The following is a 25,201-nucleotide window of genomic DNA, read 5'->3' as shown; positions in this document are numbered from 1 at the left end:
GGTGGACCATGATTGAAGGGGCTGGGCGGTGAAAAAACTGATTATTTTTCGCCCTTTCTGGTTGACTTTTGTTCTGTACGATGGCCGTCTGGAATGGCTGTCGAGTGAATACTTGCTTACGGCATCAGGGTGCGTGGGGGCGGAAGAGGATGTTGTAATTCACCGCGTCACGGCCCGGATCCCGAATGTTGATGGCAATGCGAACGGGAGTATCCGTGGGCATGGCGTCCAGCTCCCGACCTTCGCCGGCCAGGTACTCCTCGGGCGTGAACAGACTCTGTGCCACCACATCGCCATTCAGGTTGGAAAAGGTGATGGCAATGGCGGGAAAGGGTTGCTCGAAGTCGGCCCGGTTAATGATCACGGCATCGACCACCAGTTGCGAGCGATTATCCGGATCGGTCCGCACCACCAGTTTCCGGCTCTGGATGGCTTCCACATTGATCAGCGGTTTGAGTTCGCAGCCGGCCAGTTCACAGCCTTTCTCATAGAAGGGGCGCAGCTCGGGGATGGCCGACAGTCGATCGAACTGGAACCAGGTTACCTGGGCGATCAGAACACCGATCAGGCCCAGTACAATCACGCTCCACACGATCGTGCGGACGCCACTTCCACCGGAATCGACAGCAACCGGCTCCCGGCGTAGATCCCGGAAGGGCGGGTCGGCATGGAACGCGTCGGCCGGTCGCTCCGGCTCATCAAAATCGAAACCGGATTCGTCCACAAAGTCATCGAACGGATCGGAATCTTTGGCCGGCCCGGTCGCCGCGGAAGAGGGTGTTCCGGTCTGCTCAAATACCGGTTCTTCCTCGAGGCTCAGCTCAGGGCGAGGCTCTGGCCTCGGCTCCGGTTCGGGAGAGGTGTCTTCAGGTTCCGGTTCGGGGGCAGGCTCGGGGCGCTGGGGGGCAGAAGGTTTTCGGGATGCTGGCTCGTCATCCTGAAGAATGGCTTCGGCCCAGCTCTCATCGACTTGCTCATCGGGGCTGTCGGTGTCAGCGTCTTTGTAATCTGTTTCGTCGCGCTCATCAAAGCTGCGGAAACTATCGCTTAACTCGTCATCGGAGAAGGTCAGCTTGGTGCCGGCGTAAGGCCCTTCCGCCGCATCTTCTTCCGGGTTATCGGCGAAGACAAAATCCTCCTCGCTAACGCCGGAGCCGGAGGTAGAGCCGGCAGGCGATGATGCACCTGCGGGTTGTGCCGGGGTGGCGGGGGGTCGTGGTTTCTCGCCACCGCCCGGGATAACCTGGTGCTCAATGGCATTGAACACCTTCATGCAGTTCCCGCAGCGCACTTTGCCCTTGGCAATGCCAAGCTGTTCTTCGGTTACCCGGAACCGGGTCTGGCAATTGGGGCACTGTGTCTGCAGGCTGCTCTGGGTCATGCTTCTTCCTGAAAGCGACTAGGCTACGAGTTTCGGAGTTTAGTCGTTAAGACCGGTTTCGTCATCTGTCGTGGCGCCGTCCTGTGAGGCGTATCCACTCTTCCCGTTGCTCGGGCTCGTCCATGACGAACCATGGCTCATAGGCGGCCATTACTTCCCGGGCCTGGTTAGACAGGATGCCGGACAGCACCAGATCGCCGCCGGGCCTGGTCCGCGATGCAAGGTGGGGCGCAAGGCCGATCAGGGGCTGGGCCAGGATGTTGGCAAGCATGATGTCGGCTTTGGTATCGGGTTCGTTGTCTGGCAGGAACAGGTCCAGCTTGCTGTCTTCGACACCGTTGCGGCGGGCGTTTTCCCGGCTGGCTTCGAGGGCCTGCGGATCGGTATCAACACCAATCACATGGTCTGCGCCAAGGAGCAGGGCCGCAAGGCCGAGAATGCCGGAGCCACAGCCGTAATCGATCACCTGCTTGCCACGGGGATCCTGGCCATCAAGCCATTCGAGGCAGAGGGCGGTCGTTGGATGGGTGCCGGTACCGAAGGCCAGACCGGGGTCCAGCATCAGATTCGCCGCATCCGGGTCAGGTGCGTCATGCCAGCTCGGGACGATCCAGAGCCGCTCGCCGAATTTCAGGGGCTGGAAATCGTCCATCCAGGCCCGTTCCCAATCCTTGTCCTCAACCAGAGTGACGTCGATCTCCGGAAGGGCCTGCTGGGTTTGCTGGTGCCAGGCATCCCGGATATCGGCGCAGAGCTGCTCAATATCCCGGCCGGAATCGAACAGCCCGGTCACCGTTGTCTGGCTCCATAAAGGTGTGGTGCCGGGATCCGGCTCATAGAGGGGCTGGTCGGCGGCATCTTCCATGGAGACGGCGTCAGAGCCCATCTCCATGAGCAGATCCTCCAGCTGATCCGCGTTGTCCGGATCAGCCGGGATCTGGAGTTGTATCCAGGGCATGATTAATCCCGCATCAGTTTCTCAAGGTAGTGGATGGTGAAGTCTACCTGTTTAAAGCCACCATCGCGTACCAGTTTCCGATGCAGCGGTTGATTGGTCTTGATGCCCTCGACCACCAGTTCGTCCAGCGCGTTCTTCATCCGGCGCCGGGCAATGTCCCTGTCGTCGCCCCAGGTGATCAGTTTGGCCACCAGGGAATCGTAGTAGGGGGGAACCGTGTAACCGCTGTACAGGTGAGAATCCACCCGCACACCATTACCGCCCGGGGCATGGAAGTGTTTAACCTTGCCGGGGCTGGGGATAAAGGTTTTCGGATCCTCGGCGTTGATCCGGCACTCCATGGCGTGGCCGGAAATCCGGATGTCGTCCTGGGTGTATTGCAGCGGCAGGCCGCTGGCAATCCGGAGCTGTTCGCGGACGATATCAACACCGGTGACCATCTCGGAGACCGGATGCTCTACCTGGACACGGGTGTTCATTTCGATGAAATAGAACTCGCCGTCCTGATACAGGAACTCGAACGTACCGGCGCCCACATAACCGATTTCCTTACAGGCATCGGTACAGGCTTTCAGGGTGCGTTCCCGGGATTCCGGATTGATGTTCGGAGCCGGTGCTTCCTCTATCACCTTCTGGTTCCGGCGCTGCATGGAGCAGTCGCGATCGCCCAGGTGAATGCAGTTGCCGTGCATGTCGGCAAGTACCTGCACTTCCACGTGGCGCGGGGCTTCCAGGAACTTCTCGAGGTAAACCGTCGGGTCGCCGAAGGCATTCTTGGCCTCGCTCTGGGTGATCTGGACACCCTTGAGCAGGGCCGCTTCAGAATGGACCACCTGCATCCCGCGGCCGCCGCCGCCGGAAGCCGCCTTGATCATGACGGGGTAGCCGATTTCCTTGGCAATCCTCAGGGTCCGCTCCTCATCGTCGTCCAGCGGGCCATCGGAGCCCGGCACGGTCGGAACGCCGGCCTTGATCATCGCGTTGATGGCGGACACCTTGTTGCCCATCAGCCGGATGGTTTCGGCCTTGGGACCGATAAAGCGAAATCCGCTCTTTTCCACCTGTTCGGCAAAATCGGCGTTCTCGGCAAGGAAGCCGTAGCCGGGGTGAATACCCACGGAATCGGTTACCTCGGCGGCGCTGATGATGGTAGGGATGTTCAGGTAGCTGTCGGTCGCGCTGTTAGGGCCAATACAGACAGACTCGTCGGCAAGACGTACGTGCATCAGGTCGCGATCGACCTGGGAATGCACTGCCACGGTCTTGATGCCCAGCTCCTTGCAGGCGCGCAGAATCCGGAGGGCAATTTCACCCCGGTTTGCGATCAGAACTTTTTCTAACATGGCCATGAGTAGCTATCACCGCGTTCAGGAAATGACGACCAGGGGCTGGTCAAACTCAACCGGCTGGCCATTCTCGACCAGGATGTCCTGGATGGTGCCGCTCTTGTCGGCCTCAATCTGGTTCATCATCTTCATGGCTTCCACGATGCAGATGACATCACCCACATTGACGGTCTGGCCAACTTCCACAAACGCCTTGGCGGTGGGCGAGGGTGAGCGATAGAAAGTGCCTACCATGGGAGACTTCACGCTGTGTCCGGCCGGGGCCGCTGGCGCAGAGGACTCTTCCGAAGCCGGAGCGGACGCTGCCGGCGCCGGAGCTGGCTGCTGGGCAGGCGCTGGCGCAGGGTAGTGGCTCACGTACTGGGTGCCGGCAGCCGGTTCACGCCGGCGGGAGATGCGTACCGAATCGTCGGCCTCGTGAATCTCCAGCTCCTCGACGTCAGATTCCTCGAGCAGCTCGATCAGTTTCTTGATTTTACGAATATCCATAGTCAGTCCAGTCCCGTTTTGTCAGGTCTATCGGTGAATGCGTTTCAGGGCTGCCTGGAGTGCGAGGTCGTACCCCTGGCTACCCAGCCCACAGATAACGCCTTCGGCGATATCCGAGAAATAGGAGTGATGCCGGAACGGTTCCCGGGCATGCACGTTCGAAAGATGCACTTCTATAAATGGAATTCCCGAGGCCAGCATGGCGTCGCGCAGGGCAACGCTGGTATGGGTGAAGGCGGCGGGGTTTATGATGATGAAGTCCACGCCTTCCGCCCGGGCCTCGTGAACCCGCTCAATCAGTTCGTATTCGGCATTTGATTGCAGGTGCAGCAGATGATGCCCCTGCTCTGCCGCCAGTGAGCGCAACCGGTCGTCGATGTCCGCCAGTGTCTCGTAACCATAGACCTCCGGCTCGCGGGTACCGAGCATGTTGAGGTTGGGTCCGTGGAGCACGAGAATTGTCGACATGGTTCTGTCTGCCTTGATGTCTTTTTACAGGATCGCCGATTTTAACGGCATGTTCCCCCAATGGTGCGTGCTTGTTTTGTTCAGATCAACACTTTTTGACAATCGTTCCTGTTGTCCATTGGTCGTAAAAAGACGGCAAATGAATCGAAACGGGATCTTTCCGCTGATGACAATCATTGTCGTGAACGGCGGAACGAACTTCCATACGACGTTGGTTTCATAAAAGGTAGCAGCCGGGCAGTGACTGAGCCATGCCCGACCGAAAATTGTCTGAAAAGTCTGGGGGGAGGAATTCGGGCCGCGGCACGGCCCGGATTCAGGAATCGGCCAGGGTTACGCAGTTGCGGCCAAGCTCCTTGGAGCTGTACAGCGCACGGTCGGCCCGCTCGCACAGTGCCTGTGAGGTGTTGTCGTCCCAGGCTGCGATGCCACAACTGAAGGTGACATTGAATTCCCGGTCGCCGGCCGGTTGCTGCAACTCGGAGAACCGCTCCCGGATTTCATTGAGAACGTTCCGGGCATCGCTCGGGCGGGTGTTGGGCAGGATGATGGCAAATTCCTCACCACCGTAGCGGCCGATGTGGTCGGTCTTGCGCAGGCGTTGTTTGAGGAACATCGACAGGCTGCGCAGCACCCGGTCGCCGATCGGGTGGCCAAAGGTGTCGTTCACCTTCTTGAAATAGTCGATGTCGATCATCGCAAAGCATAGCGGCTGTTCTTTCTGGCGCGCCCGCACGATCTCCTGGTCCAGCAGGTGGAGGGTGTGGGTGTGGTTGAACAGGCCCGTCAGGCTGTCGCGAATCATCAGGGCCAGCAACGAGCGGGCACGTCGCCCGCGATTGTGGATCGTGGCAATCAGGTGTTTCGGGTCGATCGGTTTGGTCAGGAAGTCGTCGCCGCCCAGGCTCATGGCATGGAGCTGTTTCGTCACGTCTTCCTCGGCCGAGAGGTAAATGATGGGCACGCTGTGAAAACGGTCCTGCTGGCGGATCACCCGGGCGATTTCCATGCCCGTACAGCCCGGCATATACATGTCCAGGATGATGATCTCCGGCGAGAACTCCTCCAGGGCGTGGATGATCTGCATCGGGTCGGTGATGATGTGGGCGGTCATACCCGCTTTCTTCAACACCGTTTCCATATATTTTGCCTGGGCCCGGGAATCATCCAGAACCAGGACCTTGTAGGGCTCCACGGTGTTGCCGTGGGTGTAGGTCTCGATCTTTTCGATCAGCTGCCCCGGATCGACAGCAGGGTAGAAGAACTCTTCCCCGCCGCAGCGGGAGGCCTGCAGACGGGTCTCGATAGACCCGTCCTCGTCACTCATGAAAATAATCGGAATCGGCGTATCGTGTCGTTCCTGCAGGCGTTCGATGGTGGTAATGCCGGCATTGGGCGAGCCGCCGAAATTGACGTCTACCAGGATGGTTTCCGGCTTGTGCAGTGCGCAGGCTTCGGTCAGTTCATCGGCATTGGCAAAAGCGGATGCCCGGAAGCCGAAGAATTCCAGCTGCCGGATCAGGCGGGCTGCCATTTCCTGGTTGGCCAGGGCAATGTAAACCGGGGTTCGACGAAATTGGTGGGGCGCTTCAGAACTGTTGAGGTCGGTCCTGCGCAGAGTGCTCTGGGACAGGGTCTCGATGGCATCCTGCAGTTGTCGCTCGAGGCTCTCGTTCAGGGCAGATCCGGGTTCCCACTGGTTGATCAGCGCCAGCGTGGTCTGACCGGCCCGGGCGTGGCTGTCCATTTCAAACCGCTGGGCGTAGCGCACCAGTTTGTCCGTAGCCGCCGCGAACTCGTTGCGGTGGGCCGAAGCCTTGTCCCGGTCCTCGTGAATTTTCTGCCAGGTATCCAGAACAACCCGGGCCTGGGTTGTCACACGGCGTGCGAAATGCTGCCTGAGTTTTTCTTTCTGGCTTTCGTCGTTCATGTTGCTCGAGCCTGTCTCTTTTTCGTTATTGGTCGTCCTTTCCCGGTGTGGACGATTTTTCAACCTTAGTCCTTTTGCAGAGTCTATAGTGTTTAATGTTGTCGGCGTAGGTTGCGCTATGTAAATGTTTGTCAACTCTGCGGTGCAGGTCACAAACACCTGGCCGGCTGGCTCACAGCCAATGCGGAGAAACTCCCCATGGCACGGAAGCACATCCCCCTGAAGCAGACGCAACAGGGTGCGGTCACATTGCGAACCCTGCTTCTGGTGTTGACCGGAAGTCTGCTGGTTACCCTGTTGGTTGCGGTGTTTATCACCAGCTACGGTTATTTCCGGGACTATGTCTCGGATCAGCTGGCAGGTCATGCCCGTGACGGGGCCACGGCCATCGGGTTGTCCCTGTCCAATGCTATCGACGGCCGCGATCCGGTCGCCTCCGCCTCCCTCATTGATGCGGTGTTTGATAGTGGCCGCTACCTGTCAGTCAGCTATCTGAATCATCAGGGCGAGCAGGTTGCCGGTCGGGCCATGACGCTCAATAAAGTGGCTGTTCCCGCCTGGTTCCGCGACCTCGCAGATCTTCCGCTGCCAGTTGCCGAGGCAGAAGTCGTCCGTGGCTGGAGCCGTCTGGGAACCGTGCAGGTAATCAGCCATCCCGGTCGCGCCTATGAGGACCTCTGGCGAATCACCGTCGGGTTGACTGCCAGTACTGCCGTCATCGGGGGGATTGGACTGTTTGCGGTTTTCCTTCTGCTTCGTCGTACCCTGCGCCCGCTTCATGCACTGGAGGATCAGGCAAAGGCACTCGGGCAGCGGGATTTCAGGAGGCGGGTCTCTATCAAGTCGACCCGCGAGATCAATCAGGTGACCGACGCCATGAACCGGATGGCGGATGACCTCGGCCAGCTCTTCGAAGGCCAGGCGAAACTCATTCAGCACCTGCGCCGGGTAAACAACGAGGATTCGGTCACCGGGCTGGCCAGCAGGAGTGCCTTCGACCAGCGCCTGAAGGTGGAGGTGGAGTCCGAGGAAAAGGCGGCACCCGGAATTCTCATGCTGATTCAACTGGCCGACTTTTCGGGATATAACCAGGCCTATGGCCGGAGCGAGGCCGACCGGTTGCTGCTGAGGGTAGCAACCTGGATTGGCGAATTCGTCATGCAGCATGCCGGGTCGTTTGCCGGGCGCCGAACGGGCGCCGAATTTGCCATTTTTCTGCCCGGTGCGATGCCGGCTGATGCCGGTGTCTGGTGTCGTCAGTTGGTCACGGACCTCGATGGGGTATATGCAGATCTTGCTTCGCCGATGGACACCTCTGTTCATGCCGGGCTGGCGAGAACGCTTGAGGGTCGTGGTGCCCGGGATCTGATGGCGGCCGCGGACGAAGCATTGCGCGCTGCCCAGAGCAGGGCCGAGAGTGGCTGCCATCTGGCTGACCCTGAGAAAGACGGCCATCACAACCTCGAAACCTGGCGGGTGATTATCAGTCAGGCGATCCGCCGGCAGGCTCTGTCGCTGTGGCTCCAGCCCATGGTGAACGAGGGCCGGCTCATGCCGGTCTATCATCAGGTGTTTTCCCGGATCGATTCCGCCGAAGGGGCCTTGAAGGCAGGCACTTTTGTACCAATGGCTGAGCGTTTCGGGCTGATCTCGGAACTTGATCGTCTGCTGGTCCAGCGGGTGCTCGATCGCCTTAAACAGAGCCCGGATCAGCCGCTGGCGGTCTCGCTTGGCAATGCCTCCGTGGCCAGCGAGGCGTTTCGCACGGATTTGCTGGACCAGCTGCGGCAGGCTGGTTCGCCGGCACGGAATCTCTGGATCGGTATTTCAGAACAGGCAATCCATCACCACCGGACCGCGGTGGGCCTACTGGTCCGGGCGTTGGGGCGACTCGGTGTTCCGGTACTGGTCGACCGCTTCGGGGTGGGAGGCGTACCGTTCAGTTACCTGAGAAATCTGAGGTTTCAGGCCCTGCGTATCGACAACAGCTTCATCCACAATATCGACACCCATGAAGATAACCGCTTCTACCTTGAGTCTGTGGTGGCCATCGCTCACAGTCGTGGCGTGAAAGTCTTCGCCACAGGAGTGGAAACTGCCGCGGAATACTCGGTACTCTGTAAACTGGGTATCGACGGGGCCATGGGTTACCATCTGGGCAGGCCGTTTGCCGCTGACAATCAACAGACAGGGGATTAAAAGTCATATGCCAGGCAAAATCAGACAGTACTTCAAGGACAAGAAAGACGATGTTCAGGATTATGCCGGTGGCAGCGGCGTAATTGGCAAACTGATTCTGGCGTTGGTTGTGGTCTACCTGCTGGTGGCGCTGGTGCTCGGCATGATCTGGAGCAGCGAGCCGGACACTTTCTCGGTGCGCGAGCACACGAGGTCGGTGGCCAACACCATGGAAAGGGAGCCGATTACCGGCTTTGCCACCACGGTCACCATGATTCGTATCGCAGAAACTCTGTTAGACAAGCCTGGTGGCTATATTTCCAACGACATTTTCCCGCCAGGACTGTGGCTGGATAACATGCCCAACTGGGAGTACGGCGTTCTGGTTCAGCTTCGGGATCTTTCGCGCGCCATGCGCAAGGACATCAGCCGCTCGCAAAGCCAGTCCGCGGAAGATCGGGATCTGACGATCGCCGAGCCCCAGTTCCATTTCGACAGCGAGAGCTGGGCAATCCCGTCTACCGAGGCCGAGTACCGTCGGGGTATTACCGCTCTGAAGCGTTACCTTGACCGGCTGTCGAGCCCGGAACAGGCCGACGCCCAGTTTTTTGCTCGAGCGGATAACCTGAGCAACTGGCTGGCAGACCTGGAGACTCGCCTGGGGAGTCTGTCCCGTACCCTTGGTGAGAGTGTAGGCAAGGCATCGGTATCAGATTCCGTGATCACCATGAATTCCGGTGATCCTCTTGCTGAGGAAGCGACCGGAGAAGATGTGAAGACACCCTGGACCAAGATTGATGACGTTTTCTATGAGGCCCGCGGCAGCTCCTGGGCGCTTCTGCACATCTTCCGGGCAATTGAAGTGGATTTCCGGAAAGTGCTGCAGGACAAGAACGCCATGGCCAGCGTACGGCAGGTGATCATCGAGCTTGAGGGCGCTCAGGGCGAAATGTGGAGCCCGGTGATTCTCAATGGCAGCGGCTTTGGCGTACTGGCCAACCACTCGCTGACCATGGCTGCCTACCTTTCCCGCGCCAACTCGGCGATCAGTGACATGCGGGACCTGTTGTCCCGGGGTTGATGACAGGAGAGTTCGATCCAGAAACAAAAAACCGGGCGCGAAGCCCGGTTTTTTTATGCCATTAAACCAAGAGGAGTCCGGCTCAGCCTTTGTAGGCGTTCACGGAATCCACGATGGCTTTTTTGGCGGCGTCGGCGTTGTCCCAGCCTTGCACTTTTACCCACTTGCCGGGCTCGAGCGTCTTGTAGTTCTCGAAGAAATGTTTGATCTGGTCGCGCAGCAGCTCGGGCAGATCGTCAATTTCCTTCACGTCATGGTAGGTGGTGGTCAGCTTGTCATGGGGAACTGCAACCAGCTTGGCGTCACCACCGGCTTCGTCTTCCATGTTCAGCACACCCACCGGGCGGCAGCGAATCACGGAACCGGCCTGGATCGGGTAGGGGGTTACAACCAGTACGTCCAGGGGGTCACCGTCGTCGGCCAGGGTGTGCGGGATGAAACCGTAGTTGGCCGGGTAGAACATGGGGGTCGCCATGAACCGGTCTACCAGCAGGGCGCCCATGTCTTTGTCCAGTTCGTACTTCACCGGGGAGCTGTTGGCCGGGATTTCGATAGCAACGTAGATGTCTTCAGGCGGGTTCTTGCCTGCGGGGATGTTGTCGAATTGCATGTGCGATCCTTCCTGGTACGTTAAAGGTACGTTTAACTGCGGTTAAAAAGTGGGCGCAATTATACGGGAGTATCCTGCAGTTCGAAACTAAACCTTGGTCGTTGGTTTTTGGCTTGGTTGCTGGTATCGCTTGGCCTTTATGTTTGGTGCAAGCGGCCATCTGGCAGGGCTTTCCGAAAAGCGCCCGTGAATACGTCCATGTAGGGCTCGGTCGCGCCATCCCTGGCGCTCCACGTTTTCGGATAGCCCCGCCAGATACCCGCCCGAACCTTTGAGGAAAACCGTTGAAGTAAACCCGAAACAAAGAACGCAATATTCAACACGAGGATTGCAAAGTGTTCGAACGGGGCGTGTCAGTGGCTGTTCCAAAACTGTAGAGGGCCATGGATGGCCCGAAACAAGCGCACATGGATGTGCTCGTAGCGTGTTTTGGAACAGCCACTGACATGCCCCGCCACCAAAACCCAGCAGGCTGGGTCAGGACAAGAGGGCGAACGCGGAACCCACAGCTCAGAGCTTGATCTGCTTGGCAATGAGCTCCTTCATGATCTCGGTGGTGCCGCCGCCGATGGAGAGAATCTTGGCGTCACGATAGAGGCGCTCGACGACGGTTTCCCGCATGTACCCCATGCCACCGAACAGCTGCACTGCTTCCCGGGTGACCTTTTCGCAGACATCCACCGAGAAGTTCTTGGCCATCGCCACTTCCTTGATGGGGTTTTTGCCCGCCTGCATCAGGGCGGCGCAGCGGTAGGTGTATTCCCGGGCTACGTCGATCTGGGTCGCCATATCCACAAGCTTGTGGCGGGTCACCTGGAAGCCCGTGATATTGCGGCCGAACGCCGTGCGTTGTTGGGTGTATTCCAGCGCCGCTTCGTAGGCCAGTTGGGCGGTCATGTAGGCCATGATGGCCAGGCTGAGACGCTCGAACAGGAAATTGCTCATGATGGCGATGAAGCCGGCGTTTTCGGCGCCGATCAGGCGGTCGGCCGGCACGCGGCAGTCCTCGAAAAACAGCTCGGCGGTATCGCTGGCCCACCAGCCCATTTTTCGCAGTTTCTTGCCGGTGGAGAATCCGGGCATGTCCCGGTCGATCAACAACAGGCTGATGCCTCCATGGCCCTCGCCGCCGGTACGTACGGCCACGGTGTAGTGGTCGGCGCGCATGCCGCTGGTGATGAAGGTTTTGCTGCCGTTTACAATGTAATGGTCGCCGTCGCGGACGGCCCGGGTTTTGAGGTTGGCGACATCGGAACCTCCGCCGGGTTCGGTCACTGCCAGGGCGGCAATTTTTTCGCCCCGCAGCACCGGCGGCACGATCTGTTCACGGATGTCCTTTTTTGCCCATCTGGCGACTGGTGGCAGCCCGATATCCAGAGACCCCAGGCCAGCGACGAGGCCGCCTGATGTGGAGCGCATAAGCTCTTCAGAAACGGCTACTTTCAGGAAAATGTCGCCTTCCCCGATGCCCCCCAATGCTTCCGGAAAGCCAATGCCCAACAAACCTGCATCCCCGGCTTTTTTGTAGAGATCCCGGTGAAATTCACCCGCTTCTTCCCAGTCGTCGATGTGCGGCAATACGTGGGTTTCGATGAACTTGCGGGCGGTCGCGCGGACCTGCTGATGGGTTTCGTTGAAGTATTCGGACACGGTCTGGCTCTCCCTGATCGGAATCAATGGGAAGCAGTGTCGCCTAAATATTATTACCAAGCAAGCGCTTGGTTGTTCGTTCATTCAGGCAATAAAAAAGCTGGCCCGAAAGGCCAGCTTCGACATCGAGGAGCGACAGAAGTCGGTCAGGCGCCTTCGCTGGAGATGCTTTTCACGCCGTCCTTGGTTCCCAGCAGCAGGAGATCAGCGCGGCGGAGGGCGAACAGGCCATTGGTGACCACGCCGACGATGTTGTTGAGTTTTTCTTCGACCCGGATCGGTTGGGAAATGTCCATGTTGTGGACGTCGATGATAATGTTGCCGTTGTCGGTCACTACCCCTTCCCGATAGACCGGGTCACCGCCCAGTTTCACGATTTCCCGGCCAACATGGCTCCGGGCCATGGGGATGACCTCTACCGGAAGAGGGAATTTGCCCAATATGCCGACCATCTTGGAGTCATCGGCAATGCAGATGAAGGTCTTGGCAACCGCGGCCACGATTTTTTCCCGGGTCAGCGCGGCACCGCCGCCTTTGATCAGTTCCAGGCGGTCGTTGGTTTCGTCAGCGCCATCCACGTAGAACTCCAGTTCTCCGGCACTGTTAAGGTCGTAAACCGGGATGCCGTGGCTTTTCAGACGCTCGGCGGTGGCCTCCGAGCTGGCAACGGCGCCGTCAAACTCGGTCTTGAATTCCGCGAGCATGTCGATGAAGAAATTGGCCGTGCTACCGGTGCCCACACCGATCACGCTCTCGCTATCAAGACGAGGAGCAATGTAATCAATGGCGGCTTTGGCGACGGCTTTTTTCAGTTCGTCCTGGTTCATCATTGGCTCCGGCTGCAAATCAGGTTGGCTTTGCCGGCATTATAGCGCTTAAGAGCCCTCTGCTTATAGACGGCTGCCGTGCAAACTTTCTACACTGTGGGTTTTTCTCAGCCAGTCATCACTCACACATCGACCAAAAGCCGGAACTGCTATGCCGCAACGCTACATCAAGAAGATTCTCGATGCGCGCGTCTATGACGTGGCCATCGAAACACCCCTGACTGAAGCCCGCAGTCTGTCCAAGCGCTTTGGCAACAATATTCTGCTCAAGCGTGAAGATCTTCAGCCGGTGTTTTCCTTCAAGATTCGTGGTGCCTATAACCGGATTGCGCAGCTTTCCGAGGAGCAGAAGGCCAAGGGTGTCATCTGTGCCTCGGCGGGAAATCATGCCCAGGGTGTGGCGCTGGCTGCCAAGAATCTCGGGATCAAGGCGGTAATTGTGATGCCGCAGACCACGCCGGAGATCAAAGTGCGTTCGGTACGGGATCACGGTGCCAAGGTGGTTCTCAAGGGCGATGCCTTCGACGAGGCGGCGGCCCACGCTCAGGAGTTGATCGCAAAGCACGGCTACACCTACATTCCGCCGTACGATGATCCCGATGTGATCGCCGGCCAGGGCACGGTGGCCATGGAAATTATGTGGCAGTTCAGCAAGCCGATCCACGCCATCTTCATCTGTGTTGGCGGCGGCGGGCTGATTGCCGGCATGGCCGCTTACATCAAGTATCTGCGCCCCGAGATCAAGGTGATTGGTGTCGAACCGGAGGACTCCAACTGCCTCCAGGCCGCCATGAAAGCGGGCAAGCGCGTGGTGCTCGATGAAGTGGGCATCTTTGCTGATGGAGTGGCAGTCAAGCAGATTGGTAAGTACCCCTGGGAGATCTGCAAGGACCACGTGGACGAGGTGATCACCGTATCCACCGACGAAATCTGCGCGGCCATCAAGGATGTGTTCGAGGATACCCGATCCATTGCCGAGCCGGCCGGTGCCCTGGGTGTGGCCGGCATCAAGAAATACATCGAGCGCGAGAAAGTCGAGGGCGAGAACCTGATTGCCACCCTGAGCGGTGCCAACATGAACTTCGACCGTCTGCGCTACATCTCCGAACGCACGGAAGTGGGCGAGAAACGCGAGGCCATCCTGGCGGTGACCATTCCGGAGAAACCGGGCGCCTTCAAGACCTTCATCAACGCCCTGCACAAGCGCAGCATCACCGAGTTCAATTACCGCTACGCCGATGCTACCAATGCCACGATTTTCGTTGGCATCCAGATTGCCGCGGGTGGCCACGGCCGCGAGGATCTGGTTCAGGATCTTCGGGAGAGCGGATACTCGGTGGTCGATTTAACCGACAGCGATCTGGCCAAGCAGCACATCCGTCACATGGTGGGCGGTCACGCGCCTACCATCACCAACGAAAAGGTGTTCCAGTTCGAGTTCCCGGAGCGTCCGGGGGCGTTGCTGAAGTTCCTGATGTCTCTTGGTACCCGCTGGAATATCTCCATGTTCCACTACCGCAACCACGGTGCAGCCTACAGCCGTGTTCTGCTGGGCGCCCAGGTGGACGACCACGAGGTGCAGGACTTCGAGAAAATGCTCGACAAGGTCGGTTTCCGCTATGAAAACATGACGGATAATGAGGCCTATCAGTTGTTTCTCGGGCAGGGTAACGCCCGGTCCTCCTAGCTCGTGAGTTCAGTGCGGGAACCGGTTGTGAACACCCTTTCAGAAACACGCTCCTGGCGGCACATCCTTGTGTCGCTTGGGCTCCGCCATCCATGGCTCCGCTCAGTTTCAGAAAGGGTGTCCCCAACCGTTTCGTAAGCTCTGAGAAAGCTTACGGAAGTTTAATCTGTGAAAAATTGTAAAACCGAAGATAGGTGTTAGTCTTTCTTCTGATTCTTGAAAGCAAGAATAGCTCACTGATTTACCAACAATTTCAAAACTGCATCTTGAGGAACTGAAGCCATGGGCGGCAAGCCTGACATCATCAAAGCCATTGTGCTGATTTTTGCCATCGGCCTTGTGATTACTGGTTTCACATCCATCCACGCCTCCGAAGATAAAGACGCACGAGCGGCCAATCTGGTTGGCTCCGTTCAGGTCATGAATCAGCCGCTGAACCGGTAACGTCGCTTATCGGTCACTACGCTGTGAAGGGGCACGTCCCAGGGCTCTATTGGCAGTTTCTTAACTTTCTGGAAATCGTGGGCCAGGCCAATCAGCTTTGGCGCCAGCCTTGGCCGTATCCGGCTGAAGGCAAACGTTCTGTCGTAAAAGCCTCCCCCCATCCCCAGTCTTCCGCCCTGTTCGTCAAACCCCACTAACGGAAACAGTACTGCATCCAGTGCCCAGGCCGGGCGCCGCAGGCCTTTGCTGAATCCTGGCTCGGGGATGCCAAACCGGTTGGCGGTGAGTTCCACGCCGTCGTAGTAGGGGCTGAACACCAGCCTGCCTTCATGAATCGGATGGAGCACCGGCAGGTAGAAGCGGATGCCCTTGCGCCGGGCGATGTCCAAGTATACGTGGGGATCAATTTCGCCGTCGTTGGGCAGATAAATGGCAATGTGCCGGGCCCGGTGCAGGTCTGGATTCTTCAGCAGATTGAGGGCCAGGTGCTCGGCGGCCTGTTGCTGTTTTTCAGCGCTCAGGTCGCGACGATTCTGCCGCAGGCGTTTGCGAAGTTCACTGCGCGACAGGGTATCAGGGTGGGACTGGAACGGTTGAGGCTCGATAAACTGGCTCAAAATAAAGCTTCCCGGGCTGCCGTTATCGGATGTGGCCCTTGAACCCAAAGTTCAAGGTCGGTGGCCGCTGTGACATATTAGGCTTTCCCCTGTCGGGGACGTGCTCACAATGCCCTGACGTAGCCACCTGGGTAGTGCGCATCGGCTCGAGGACGTATCCGACTATCCCGAACAGCCCAGGAAGTTGTTCTCATTATACGGGCAGTGTCGGGGCCGATTGCAACACCTGTCTGAGATTCTCCGGGGATTTAACGACCGGAGCCATCACCCAGCGCTCCGTCCAGTTTGTTGTCCATGGCTCGCAGCAAGGTGCTGGTGGCATCGGACATGGTGTCGCGCTCGAGCAGTTCGTGGGTAATGTTGAGAGCGGCCATTACAGCAATGCGCTCGGTACCAAAAACCTTGCCGCCGGCGCGGATTTCCCGCATTTTGCTGTCCAGATGTCGGGCGGCACGCAGCAGTGCCTCCTGTTCTTCCTCGGGGCAGGCGACCAGGTATTCCTTGTCGAGGATTTTCACCTCAACCGTGGTGGATTGCTGTGCCATCAGTGATGCTCCAGGGCCCTAAGGCGGCTGATCATTGCTTCGATCTTGTGCTTCGCGTGATCGTTCTTCTGCACCAGCTGGGCCCGTTCCCGGTTCCAGTCGTCCTGCAGTTCCCGCAATGTGGCGTTGTCCCGCTCAAGTTTCTGACAGCGTTCAATCAGCCTGTCCAGCTTGTCCGCTAATGCCTGTACTTCGGACTGTTCCATGACGTGCCCAGCAGTGGTTTTATGATATTAAGCTCAACTATAAGTGTGGACGCTAAGTCGGTCAATTTACAGGCTTGTCATTGCGTTCCCTGCGTGATGCCCATCACTGATCTGCTGCCTCGCCAAAGCCCAGCCGGCGGCTCTGGCGCCATGTGTTGAAGGCGGGTATCAGCGCCACGGTGAAGGCGGCAACCGGAACCAGGGCCATTAACGTCCATTCCTCGGGCGTTAATGGGCGAAGCTCAATCTGCAGGCCATAGTTGGCCAGTAACCATGGGCTCGACAGTGCAAGGCCCGCCATGCCAAGGGCCAAAGCCATCACGCAGGCGGCAAGGGCAAGAGCCACGCACTCGAGGATGTAAAGTGAGGCAATCAACGCCGGAGAGGCACCGGTTGCCCGCAGCACCGCAATTTCATGGGCCCGCTGGGCCTGGAGGGTCAGAAGTACGGCAATCAGTCCGATCAGGCTGGTTACCACGACAAAACCGGTTATGCCCAGTAGTGCTCGCTCAAACTGGCCCATCAGCCGCCAGAGTTCACTGAGGGCGACTCCCGGAAGTATGGCCGAGAGCGGCTCGCCGGCAAACTGGTTGATTTCCCGCTGTATGCGGAAGGTCAGGATTTGCCGGTCGATACCAACGAACACGGCGGTAATGGCATCGGGTGTGAAATCTCGGCCCTTTGCCTGCTCCGGTGTGATTGTCCGTCCGGGGATGGCGACCCCGGATTCCCAGCCTACGTGCATGGCCTCCATGCCATCCAGGCTGATATACACGGCCTGGTCCACCGGCGTGCCAGTGGGCGCCAGTATGCCGGTGACGGTAAACGGCGTGTCTTCGTGGTTGGAGAAACTGGTGCGTCCACCGCCATGGGATAGCACGATCTGCTCACCCACCTGATGCGCCAGCGAGCGGGCAACGCCGGCACCCAACACTACATCAAAGACGCCTTCAAACCACTGGCCTTCATCCAGTTCGAGGGGCAGGTCGCGGCCGTAGCGGAAGTGCTTGAAAAAGTTCTCATCTGTGGCGACCACACGATTACCCCGGTAGCTGTCTCCCAGGGAAATCGGAATCAGCCAGGCCAGGCGGTTATCCTGTTTCAGGCCCTGATAGGTCGACCAGCGAATGTTGTTGGTGGCATCGCCAATATGAAACACGGTGTACAACAGCAGGTTCAACTGGCCACTTCGGGCGCCGATGATCAGGTCTGTACCGTTGATGGTGCTGGTGAAGGACTGCTTGACCTCCGTGCGGAGGTATTGGATGCCCAGCAACAGGGAAACGCTCAGGGTCAGGGTCAGGCACACCAGGGCCAGTACTCTTTTCCGGTGCCAGAGGCTGGCCAGGGCGAGTGTCAGGGCCAGGCGTGCTTTCATGTCCGGTCACCCTGCAGTTCCAGCTGATTATCGAAATGGCGGGCCAGGGACTGGTCGTGACTGACGAACAGAACCGAGGTGTTGTGCCGGTGCGCAAGAGTTAGAAGCAGTTCCAGGAACCGGTCCCGGTTGTCGGCATCCAGTGCGGAAGTCGGCTCGTCCGCGAGAATCAGGCCGGGCGCGCCAATCAGCGCCCGGGCGGCTGCGATACGTTGCTGCTGGCCAATACTCAGCCTGATGACTTTCCTCTGCCAGTGGTCCGCGGGGATGGACAGGGCGGCAAGCAATCTCTCAGCCTCGTCTTCGACGGTCGGTTCGGTGCGCTCTCTGCGCAGTTCAGAAAGTCCGCAGGGCAGGGTGACGTTGGCTCGTGTGCTCAGGTAGGGCACCAGATTGAACTGCTGGAAGATCACGCCCATGTGGTCGGCCCGGAACTGGTCGCGGGCGCCGGCACCGAGCCGGTGGATATCGGTTCCGAGTACGCGGACAGTGCCAGAGGCCGGCCGAAGCATGCCTGCCAACAGGCTGAGCAGCGTGCTTTTGCCACTGCCGCTCGGGCCGTGCAGGAAAAGGTGTTCGCCGCGTTTCAGTATGATGTCCGGAAAGCTGAGGCGGGGCTGGACAGGATCCCAGGAAAAGGCGAGCCCGCTGACTTCCATCGCAGTTTCTGTGCTTCGGGAACTGTTGCTGGCTGAGTCTGTCTTGCTGGTCATGTTGGTTGCCGTCGGCCCGGTGTATGATGGCGGTTTGCGGATAGTAATCTCAGGAGTCTTTGGTCCAATGATGTCTGCCCCGGCACATTCGCGCTTTGCGCTGCCTTTTTTCATCGCGCTTACCCTGGTGTGTGTACTTCCATCAACAGGCCGGACTGAAACCCGGGAGATCGACTGGCTTGAACTGATGCCCGCCGAGGATCTGGCGCTGCTGGAGAATATGCCAGAGATTGAGCACGAGGGCGATGGCCCGCCGCTGCTGCCGGATGAGATCATGACCGGTCGGGTTGTGCCGGAAATGGGCAATGTTGAAGGCCGCATTCCCGGCTTCGTGGTGCCCCTCAAGACAACCGAGGACATGCGCATCCTGGAGTTCTTCCTGGTGCCCTACTACGGCGCCTGTATTCATGTTCCGCCACCGCCCCCCAATCAGATCATTCACGTCAAGTACAAGAAAGGTTTCACGCTCGAAGCCCTGTACGATCCGGTGTGGATCGAAGGCAAGCTGGTAATTGACCGCACCGAAAACGACATCGGAACGTCTTCCTATTCTATGGTCGCAACCGGGGTTGAGCCGTACGAAGAATAGACGCTGTCATCGGCTGCGGAGTTCAAACGTGCTTTGTCCGTGGCCCAGACGGGCTGATCCCTGACCTTCTGGCCATACCCACTGAACGCCGAGATGCTCTATTCCGGAAAACCGGGTTGTAATGGGTGTTGCAAGCGCCTGGGATGAGCTCAGGCCCGGACAGCTCAGGGTCTGGGTGACTTCGAAATCCGAGTGGGATGATTCGTCCGGATGATCATGGTCATGCCCATGACTGTGTCCGTGATCATCGCCACCTGCCTGATGATGCACTACCGCATTCATGACGGTGCAGCCCCCCTCACTGGTGTTCGCAAGGGGGGTCTGTCCAAGCCAGTTGGTTACGTCGTTAACCAGTGCTTTCTGGTCGTCCGAACGGGCACGATGCTCGAACCCCAGCAGGTTGTAGGCCGGCGATGTGAACAGGAGATCAATCTGCTCTCCCTCGATGGCCAGTTGTAGTTCGGCATGACCGTGCTGGTGAGCACCTGGATTGTCGCTGGCAAACGCAGGGCCAGCGCTTGCAATAGCGGCGCCAGCCAGGAAGAAGCAGGTTTTGGCTCGTAAGGACATGGCTTTATCTCTCGGCAAAAATGATACGTTATAACATATTGTTCGCTTGCCGGATAAAAATCAACAGGCAGTGCCTTGGCACCGCCTGAATGCTAGGATAGACCTCTAATCCATTAACACAGGATCCGCCTGTTTCATGTCAGAAACCGACACTTCCGGTGCTGCCCGCGCCGCAGAATTCGAGCGCTGGGCCAACGTTTTTACAGCTCACAAGGCATTCAGCCACCCATCCGAATTGCACGGCGCGCTCTGTGGTCGCCTGGCGGCCGGATCGCGTATCGAAGAGCCGGAGTGGCTGGCGATGGTGTGTGAACACATGGGGCTGGCCGAGAACGCGGCCGAAGAGTCCGATGATCTCGCTCCGTTCATGAACAAAGCCTATGAACAGACCCTCGAGCTCTTGAAATCAGCAGACATGAGTTTCCATCCTTTACTGCCGGATGACGACTATGCCATTGAGCAGCGGCTGGAAGCCCTGGTTTCCTGGGTGCGGGGATTTCTCGAGGGTATGGCACTTTCGGCCGGCGAGTCACTCGGCCAGGCGCCGGACGAGATCCGGGAGCTGATCGAGGATATGGTGGCCATCAGCCAGCTATCCGAAGAGGAAGAAGCGGACGACGAAAGCGAGCAGCAGTTGCTGGAGATTACCGAATACATCCGGCTGGGGGCGCTCGCCGTGTTCACTGAATTCAACGCCCCTGAACCACCGAAGTCTGATTCGCCGACCCTGCACTGAGCCGGGTCCTGATTGCAGGAGAGACTATGAACTCCATGATTCCCGTAAAGGAGTTTGCCGAGCGCCGTCGCAAGCTGATGGAGCGTATGGCGCCAGACAGCATTGCGATTATTCCGGCCGCCCCGGAGCGCGTTCGTAATCGGGACGTGCTGCATCCGTTCCGCCAGGACAGCGATTTTCATTACCTGTCCGGTTTTGGTGAGCCGGAGGCCGTCCTGGCGCTGATCCCGGGCCGTGAACACGGGGAATCGGTACTGTTCTGCAAAGAGCGCAATCCGCAGAAGGAGCTCTGGGACGGTTTCCTGGTTGGCCCGGAAGGCGCCATCGAACGCTACGGCCTGGACGATGCGTTTCCGATTGCAGACATCGACGATATCCTGCCGGGCATGATCGAGGGTCGCAGCCGAGTGTATTATCCCCTCGGCAAGGATGATCATTTTGACGCCCGTGTCATGGACTGGGTGAAGATGATTCGCAGCAAGGTTCGCAGCGGCGCCCATCCGCCGGGCGAGTTCGTAGCCCTGGAGCACCTGCTTCATGATCTGCGGCTATACAAGAGCGCCAATGAGATCAAGATCATGGCCAAGGCCGGCCAGATCAGTGCCGAGGCCCATTGCCGGGCCATGAAACGGGCCCGCAAGGGCGGCTTCGAGTACAACCTCGAGGCCGAGCTTATCCACACCTTTATGGAGCATGGCGCACGGTCTACGGCCTATCCCTCCATCGTGGGCGGGGGCGCCAATGGCTGCATCCTGCATTACATCGAGAACAGTGCACCGCTGAAGGACGGCGATCTGGTGCTGATTGATGCCGGCTGTGAATACCAGTGCTACGCCTCCGACATAACGCGCACCTTCCCGGTCAGTGGAAAGTTCAGCAATGAACAGCGGGCCCTCTACGAGGTGGTGCTGGCGGCGCAGTATCGGGCCATCGAGGCGGTCTCGCCTGAAAATCACTGGAACCGGCCCCATGAGGCTGCGCTGGAAGTACTGACCCAGGGCCTGATTGATCTGGGGCTGTTGTCCGGCACCCTGGAAGATGCCATTGCCAACGAAACCTACAAGCCCTTTTTCATGCACCGAACCGGCCACTGGCTGGGGCTGGATGTACACGACGTCGGCGATTACAAGGTCGGTGACGCCTGGCGCCAGCTGGAACCCGGCATGGCCCTGACCGTCGAGCCAGGCCTCTACATTGCGCCGGATAACACCGACGTGGATGAGAAATGGCGCGGCATTGGCATACGCATCGAAGACGATGTGGTGGTGACCAAAGACGGCTGCCGGGTCCTGACCGAAGCGGTGCCGAAAACCATTGCCGAAATCGAAGCCCTGATGGCGGACTGACAGCCTGTGACCAAGCCTGATACCGATCTGATCATTGCCGGCGGTGGCCTCGCCGGAGCGACCCTGGCTCTGGCGCTGGCACGGATGGTGCCGTCACTGCGCGTGACCGTGGTCGAGGCCTTCCCGCTCTCGCCCGACGCCCTGCCCGAGAGTTACCAGCCGAGTTACGATGCCCGTTCAACCGCACTGGCGTGGGGCTCCCGGTTAATCTTTGAGGAGCTGGGGCTGTGGCAAAGGCTGGCCGAACATGCCACACCCATCGAACATATCCATGTTTCAGATCGGGGCCATTTCGGCGCCACACGGTTGCATGCTGCCGAGCATGGCCAGGCGGCGCTCGGGTACGTGGCTGACAATCGCTGGATGGGGCTGTGTCTGATGCGTGAGCTTCTGGATACCAACGTCCAGTGGCGGGCGCCGGCAGAAGTAACGGACATGACGCCCATTCCCGGCGGCGTCCGTGTTCAGCTCTCAGAAGAGGGTGAAGAGACCGCGGAACTGACGGCCCGTTGCCTCGTCGTTGCAGATGGCGGTCGTTCCGGTCTGCGGGAAAGGCTCGGGTTCCGGCCGGATCGTCACAGCTATGGCCAGAATGCTCTGATCGCTAATGTCTCCACCAGTGACAGCCATGGATTCACTGCCTTTGAACGATTTACCGATGCCGGTCCCATGGCTCTCCTGCCCCATGGATCACCGACCAGAGCCGGACATCAGTCGGCACTGGTCTGGACGCTATCCGATGAGGTTCTGCAGCAGGTTCTGGCGCTGCCCGACGACGAGAAATGTCGTTGGCTTCAGGACCGGTTTGGCTGGCGTCTGGGCCGGTTTACCCGCATCGGCACCTGTCACCATTACCCGCTGACCCTGACGACGGTAGACGAGCCGGTGCGCCCCGGGGTTGCCCTTGTGGGCAATGCGGCCCATGCCCTGCATCCGGTCGCCGGGCAGGGCTTCAATCTCGCGCTGAGAGGTCTCATGACGCTGGTCGAACAGTTTCGCCTGGCTGAAGAGCAGGGCAGGTCGATTGGCGATATCGAGGTCCTGAAGCGCTACCAGGCACTGCATCGGGAAGACTGGCAACAGACGGTGCGCTTCTCCGATTCGCTTGTCCGTTTGTTCGGGCATTCCATGCTGCCGGTTGCGGCGGCCCGCGATGCCGGCCTGGTGGGTCTTGATCTGTTGCCTGGGGCAAAACGCTGGTTTGCCCGCAAGGCCATGGGCCTGGGCGGCCGACGGGCCATGATTGAGCGGCCCGGAAACCTGAACCGGGAGGCGCCGGCTAATGAGTGAGGCGCAAACGTTCGATATTCTTGTGGCTGGCGGTGGCATGATCGGTTCCGCCCTGGCTCTCGGGCTGTCACAACAGGGTTGGCATGTGGGGCTGGTGGAAGGTTCCGGCCATGAGTCTCTGGTTGAGGCGCCGGACTCCGCCACCACCGTTGCCGATTTTGAACCTCGGGTCAGTGCCATTTCGGTGGCGAGCCAGCAATTGCTGGAGCAACTCGGAGTCTGGTCCGAGGTGACCGCCGGTCGGCACTGTCCTTACCAGACCATGACGGTCTGGGATGGCGACGGCACGGGGCGTATACAGTTCGAGGCCGCCGAGCTTCAGGCGCGGGCTCTCGGAACGATTGTCGAGAACCGCAGCATCGTGCGATCACTGTTCAGGGCCCTGGAACAAAGTCCGGTCGAACTGATTGATGGCGCAAGGATTACTGGTTGTAAACGGTTGTCTGGAACTTATACGGTTGAGCTGGAGGATGGTCGATCCCTGTCGGCGGGGCTACTGGTAGGGTGTGACGGTGCCAATTCCCGTCTGCGCCACTGGGTTGGCCTGCCAACGCGTGAGTGGGACTACGACCAGCAGGCAATCGTATGCACGGTGAAAACCAGCCAGAGTCACCGTTTCACCGCGTGGCAGCGATTTTCGACGACCGGGCCGCTGGCATTTTTGCCCTTGCTGCCAGAGTCCGGAGATGAGCATTTCTGTTCCATTGTCTGGTCGCAGGATACCGGGGAAGCGCGGCGTCTGATGGCTTTGGACGACACCGACTTTGCCGCTGAACTTGAGCGTGCGATTGAGCGCGAGCTGGGATCGGTGGAGTCCATTTCCGGTCGCTTCGCCTTTCCGCTTCGACAGCGCCACGCGAAGGACTACATTGCCCCCGGTTTTGCCCTCGTCGGCGATGCGGCCCATACCATCCATCCGCTGGCGGGACAGGGTGCCAACCTTGGCTACGGAGATGTACGGGCTCTGCTCGATGAGCTTTCGCGAGCCAAAAAGGCGGGCCAGAGTCCAGCCAATGAGCTGGTTCTGGCGCGCTATCAGCGCCGCCGGAAAGGCGAGAATCTCGCCATGATGGCCGCCATGGAGGGCTTCAAGCAGCTGTTCGGCCGTGATGAGCTGCCGGTCCGCTGGCTGCGAAATACCGGCCTGCGCTGGCTCAACCAGATGGGGCCGGTGAAAAATCGTATAGCTGCCGAGGCCATGGGGCTTAACGGCTGAATAAAAAAGGAATTGTCCAATGGCAGGAAGCAGCCTTCTGGTTCTGATCGATGACATCGCCACCGTTCTGGACGATGTTGCCCTGATGACAAAAGCCGCCACCAAGAAAACCGCAGGTGTTCTGGGGGATGATCTGGCGCTCAATGCCCAGCAGGTGACCGGTGTAAAGCCTGCCCGGGAACTGCCAGTGGTCCTCGCGGTTGCCCGCGGCTCCATGATCAATAAGGCCATCCTGGTGCCGGCGGCCCTTGCGATCAGTTTTTTCATGCCCTGGCTGGTAACGCCTCTGCTGATGCTCGGCGGTGCATTCCTTTGCTTTGAGGGCTTCGAGAAGCTGGTGCACAAGTTTTTGCACCGGGAGCAGGACCAGAAGCGCAAAGGCGAGCTGCGTGAAGCCCTGAAGAGCCCGGACGTCGACTTGCGGGCGATCGAGAAAGACAAGATCAAAGGCGCCATCCGCACCGACTTCATTCTGTCTGCCGAGATCATTGCCATTACCCTTGGAACGGTAACGACCCAGACCATCGGCATGCAGTTCATGGTGCTGGCGGTGGTCGCCATCCTCATCACGGTCTGTGTTTACGGTCTGGTGGCGGGGATCGTGAAACTGGACGACGGCGGTCTCTACCTCAGCCAGCAAGAGAACCCGGTGCTCCAGCAATTGGGGTCAGGCATTCTCTGGCTGGCCCCCTATCTGATGAAGACGCTCTCCATTCTGGGCACTCTGGCGATGTTTCTGGTGGGCGGTGGCATTCTTACCCACGGACTGACGCCGGTATACGACGCTATTCATCACTTTGCCGAGGGTTTCAGTGGTGTGGCTGGTGTGCTCGTACCAACGGTGGCCAATGGCCTGTTCGGTGTGCTGGCAGGTGCGCTACTGGTGGCCATTGTCACGCCACTGACGCGATGGTGGCAGGCGAGAAAGGCCTGAGAAGACCGGGGC

Annotated in this window: 25 protein-coding genes and 1 other RNA gene; 10 read left to right on the top strand and 16 right to left on the bottom strand. The window is 59.0% G+C overall.

Annotation, left to right across the window (positions count from 1 at the left end; genetic code table 11):
• Positions 1 to 124: 124 nt before the first annotated feature.
• The 6 genes from HP15_RS15990 to HP15_RS15965 all read right to left on the bottom strand — a co-directional run bounded on the left by HP15_RS15990 (position 125) and on the right by HP15_RS15965 (position 6,572).
• A complete protein-coding gene (locus HP15_RS15990; protein WP_014578430.1) occupies positions 125 to 1,381 on the bottom strand; it encodes a DUF3426 domain-containing protein in 1,257 nt (418 codons plus the stop codon).
• 61 nt (positions 1,382 to 1,442) lie between these two features.
• Entirely contained in the window at positions 1,443 to 2,339 is an 897-nt protein-coding gene (gene prmA / locus HP15_RS15985) for a 50S ribosomal protein L11 methyltransferase (protein WP_014578429.1), read from the bottom strand.
• A gap of 2 nt (positions 2,340 to 2,341) precedes the next feature.
• Positions 2,342 to 3,688 carry an acetyl-CoA carboxylase biotin carboxylase subunit gene (accC, locus tag HP15_RS15980; protein WP_014578428.1) on the bottom strand — a complete coding sequence of 449 codons (1,347 nt, stop codon included), beginning with the start codon at positions 3,686 to 3,688 and terminating at the stop codon, positions 2,342 to 2,344.
• 18 nt (positions 3,689 to 3,706) lie between these two features.
• Complete coding sequence (gene accB / locus HP15_RS15975) at positions 3,707 to 4,174, bottom strand: acetyl-CoA carboxylase biotin carboxyl carrier protein (RefSeq protein WP_008170940.1); 468 nt, start codon at positions 4,172 to 4,174, stop codon at positions 3,707 to 3,709.
• 27 nt (positions 4,175 to 4,201) lie between these two features.
• A complete protein-coding gene (gene aroQ / locus HP15_RS15970; RefSeq protein ID WP_041645657.1) occupies positions 4,202 to 4,642 on the bottom strand; it encodes a type II 3-dehydroquinate dehydratase in 441 nt (146 codons plus the stop codon).
• A gap of 316 nt (positions 4,643 to 4,958) precedes the next feature.
• A complete protein-coding gene (locus tag HP15_RS15965) occupies positions 4,959 to 6,572 on the bottom strand; it encodes a diguanylate cyclase (protein WP_014578426.1) in 1,614 nt (537 codons plus the stop codon).
• Positions 6,573 to 6,770: 198 nt separating this feature from the next.
• Here HP15_RS15965 and HP15_RS15960 point away from each other — a divergent pair, with 198 nt between their 5' ends.
• Together HP15_RS15960 and HP15_RS15955 are read left to right on the top strand one after the other, a co-directional pair.
• Positions 6,771 to 8,771 (top strand): bifunctional diguanylate cyclase/phosphodiesterase, encoded by a 2,001-nt coding sequence (locus HP15_RS15960; RefSeq protein ID WP_014578425.1) that lies wholly within the window; start codon positions 6,771 to 6,773, stop codon positions 8,769 to 8,771.
• 7 nt (positions 8,772 to 8,778) lie between these two features.
• Positions 8,779 to 9,831, top strand: coding sequence for a DUF2333 family protein (locus tag HP15_RS15955; RefSeq protein WP_014578424.1), 1,053 nt, complete (start codon positions 8,779 to 8,781; stop codon positions 9,829 to 9,831).
• Between the two features lie 82 nt (positions 9,832 to 9,913).
• Here the strand turns inward: HP15_RS15955 and ppa are convergent, their stop codons facing one another.
• From ppa to rpiA, 3 genes are all read right to left on the bottom strand, one after another.
• Positions 9,914 to 10,441, bottom strand: coding sequence for an inorganic diphosphatase (gene ppa / locus HP15_RS15950; protein WP_014578423.1), 528 nt, complete (start codon positions 10,439 to 10,441; stop codon positions 9,914 to 9,916).
• Positions 10,442 to 10,951: 510 nt separating this feature from the next.
• The gene (locus tag HP15_RS15945) at positions 10,952 to 12,091 is read right to left on the bottom strand and encodes an acyl-CoA dehydrogenase family protein (protein ID WP_041645655.1); all 1,140 of its coding nucleotides are present in this window, start codon (positions 12,089 to 12,091) and stop codon (positions 10,952 to 10,954) included.
• 146 nt (positions 12,092 to 12,237) lie between these two features.
• Positions 12,238 to 12,918, bottom strand: a complete 681-nt coding sequence (rpiA, locus tag HP15_RS15940) for a ribose-5-phosphate isomerase RpiA (protein ID WP_041645653.1) — start codon at positions 12,916 to 12,918, stop codon at positions 12,238 to 12,240.
• 151 nt (positions 12,919 to 13,069) lie between these two features.
• On the opposite strand from rpiA, the gene ilvA reads away from it, so the two are divergent.
• Together ilvA and HP15_RS22395 are read left to right on the top strand one after the other, a co-directional pair.
• The gene (gene ilvA / locus HP15_RS15935) at positions 13,070 to 14,605 is read left to right on the top strand and encodes a threonine ammonia-lyase, biosynthetic (RefSeq protein ID WP_014578420.1); all 1,536 of its coding nucleotides are present in this window, start codon (positions 13,070 to 13,072) and stop codon (positions 14,603 to 14,605) included.
• 282 nt (positions 14,606 to 14,887) lie between these two features.
• Complete coding sequence (locus HP15_RS22395) at positions 14,888 to 15,049, top strand: hypothetical protein (RefSeq protein ID WP_008170953.1); 162 nt, start codon at positions 14,888 to 14,890, stop codon at positions 15,047 to 15,049.
• On the opposite strand, the gene HP15_RS15930 is transcribed toward HP15_RS22395, so the two are convergent.
• The 6 genes from HP15_RS15930 to HP15_RS15910 all read right to left on the bottom strand — a co-directional run bounded on the left by HP15_RS15930 (position 15,031) and on the right by HP15_RS15910 (position 18,508).
• The gene (locus HP15_RS15930; RefSeq protein ID WP_008170954.1) at positions 15,031 to 15,666 is read right to left on the bottom strand and encodes a 5-formyltetrahydrofolate cyclo-ligase; all 636 of its coding nucleotides are present in this window, start codon (positions 15,664 to 15,666) and stop codon (positions 15,031 to 15,033) included. The two genes, HP15_RS22395 and HP15_RS15930, sit on opposite strands and share 19 nt — an antisense overlap.
• Before the next feature lie 4 nt (positions 15,667 to 15,670).
• Positions 15,671 to 15,852, bottom strand: a non-coding RNA gene (ssrS, locus tag HP15_RS22000) — 6S RNA.
• Between the two features lie 62 nt (positions 15,853 to 15,914).
• Positions 15,915 to 16,211 (bottom strand): cell division protein ZapA, encoded by a 297-nt coding sequence (locus HP15_RS15925; protein WP_014578418.1) that lies wholly within the window; start codon positions 16,209 to 16,211, stop codon positions 15,915 to 15,917.
• Entirely contained in the window at positions 16,211 to 16,417 is a 207-nt protein-coding gene (locus HP15_RS15920; protein ID WP_008170964.1) for a TIGR02449 family protein, read from the bottom strand. The genes HP15_RS15925 and HP15_RS15920 overlap by 1 nt, the downstream gene beginning before the upstream one ends.
• Positions 16,418 to 16,520: 103 nt before the next feature.
• On the bottom strand, positions 16,521 to 17,795 hold the full coding sequence (locus HP15_RS15915) for an ABC transporter permease (RefSeq protein WP_014578417.1): 1,275 nt from the start codon (positions 17,793 to 17,795) through the stop codon (positions 16,521 to 16,523).
• Entirely contained in the window at positions 17,792 to 18,508 is a 717-nt protein-coding gene (locus HP15_RS15910) for an ABC transporter ATP-binding protein (RefSeq protein ID WP_041645650.1), read from the bottom strand. Before HP15_RS15910 ends, HP15_RS15915 begins: the two co-directional genes overlap by 4 nt.
• Positions 18,509 to 18,575: 67 nt before the next feature.
• Between HP15_RS15910 and HP15_RS15905 the strand changes: the two genes are divergently transcribed.
• A complete protein-coding gene (locus HP15_RS15905) occupies positions 18,576 to 19,097 on the top strand; it encodes a DUF3299 domain-containing protein (protein ID WP_169702176.1) in 522 nt (173 codons plus the stop codon).
• Positions 19,098 to 19,103: 6 nt separating this feature from the next.
• Here the strand turns inward: HP15_RS15905 and HP15_RS15900 are convergent, their stop codons facing one another.
• Complete coding sequence (locus HP15_RS15900; protein WP_014578414.1) at positions 19,104 to 19,667, bottom strand: ZrgA family zinc uptake protein; 564 nt, start codon at positions 19,665 to 19,667, stop codon at positions 19,104 to 19,106.
• Positions 19,668 to 19,803: 136 nt separating this feature from the next.
• Between HP15_RS15900 and HP15_RS15895 the strand changes: the two genes are divergently transcribed.
• The 5 genes from HP15_RS15895 to HP15_RS15875 are packed head-to-tail and all read left to right on the top strand — an operon-like array spanning position 19,804 to position 25,189.
• Positions 19,804 to 20,403 carry a UPF0149 family protein gene (locus HP15_RS15895; protein WP_014578413.1) on the top strand — a complete coding sequence of 200 codons (600 nt, stop codon included), beginning with the start codon at positions 19,804 to 19,806 and terminating at the stop codon, positions 20,401 to 20,403.
• 26 nt (positions 20,404 to 20,429) lie between these two features.
• Positions 20,430 to 21,749 carry a Xaa-Pro aminopeptidase gene (gene pepP / locus HP15_RS15890; protein ID WP_014578412.1) on the top strand — a complete coding sequence of 440 codons (1,320 nt, stop codon included), beginning with the start codon at positions 20,430 to 20,432 and terminating at the stop codon, positions 21,747 to 21,749.
• 6 nt (positions 21,750 to 21,755) lie between these two features.
• Complete coding sequence (gene ubiH / locus HP15_RS15885; RefSeq protein WP_014578411.1) at positions 21,756 to 23,039, top strand: 2-octaprenyl-6-methoxyphenyl hydroxylase; 1,284 nt, start codon at positions 21,756 to 21,758, stop codon at positions 23,037 to 23,039.
• Positions 23,032 to 24,255, top strand: a complete 1,224-nt coding sequence (locus tag HP15_RS15880) for an FAD-dependent monooxygenase (protein WP_014578410.1) — start codon at positions 23,032 to 23,034, stop codon at positions 24,253 to 24,255. Before ubiH ends, HP15_RS15880 begins: the two co-directional genes overlap by 8 nt.
• Positions 24,256 to 24,274: 19 nt before the next feature.
• On the top strand, positions 24,275 to 25,189 hold the full coding sequence (locus tag HP15_RS15875; RefSeq protein ID WP_014578409.1) for a DUF808 domain-containing protein: 915 nt from the start codon (positions 24,275 to 24,277) through the stop codon (positions 25,187 to 25,189).
• Positions 25,190 to 25,201 lie beyond the last annotated feature (12 nt).

This window comes from Marinobacter adhaerens HP15, assembly GCF_000166295.1.
In the GTDB taxonomy this organism is placed as follows: Bacteria; Pseudomonadota; Gammaproteobacteria; order Pseudomonadales; family Oleiphilaceae; genus Marinobacter; species Marinobacter adhaerens.
Note: the sequence above shows the minus strand (reverse complement) of the source record. Positions and strands in the feature narration are given on the sequence as shown.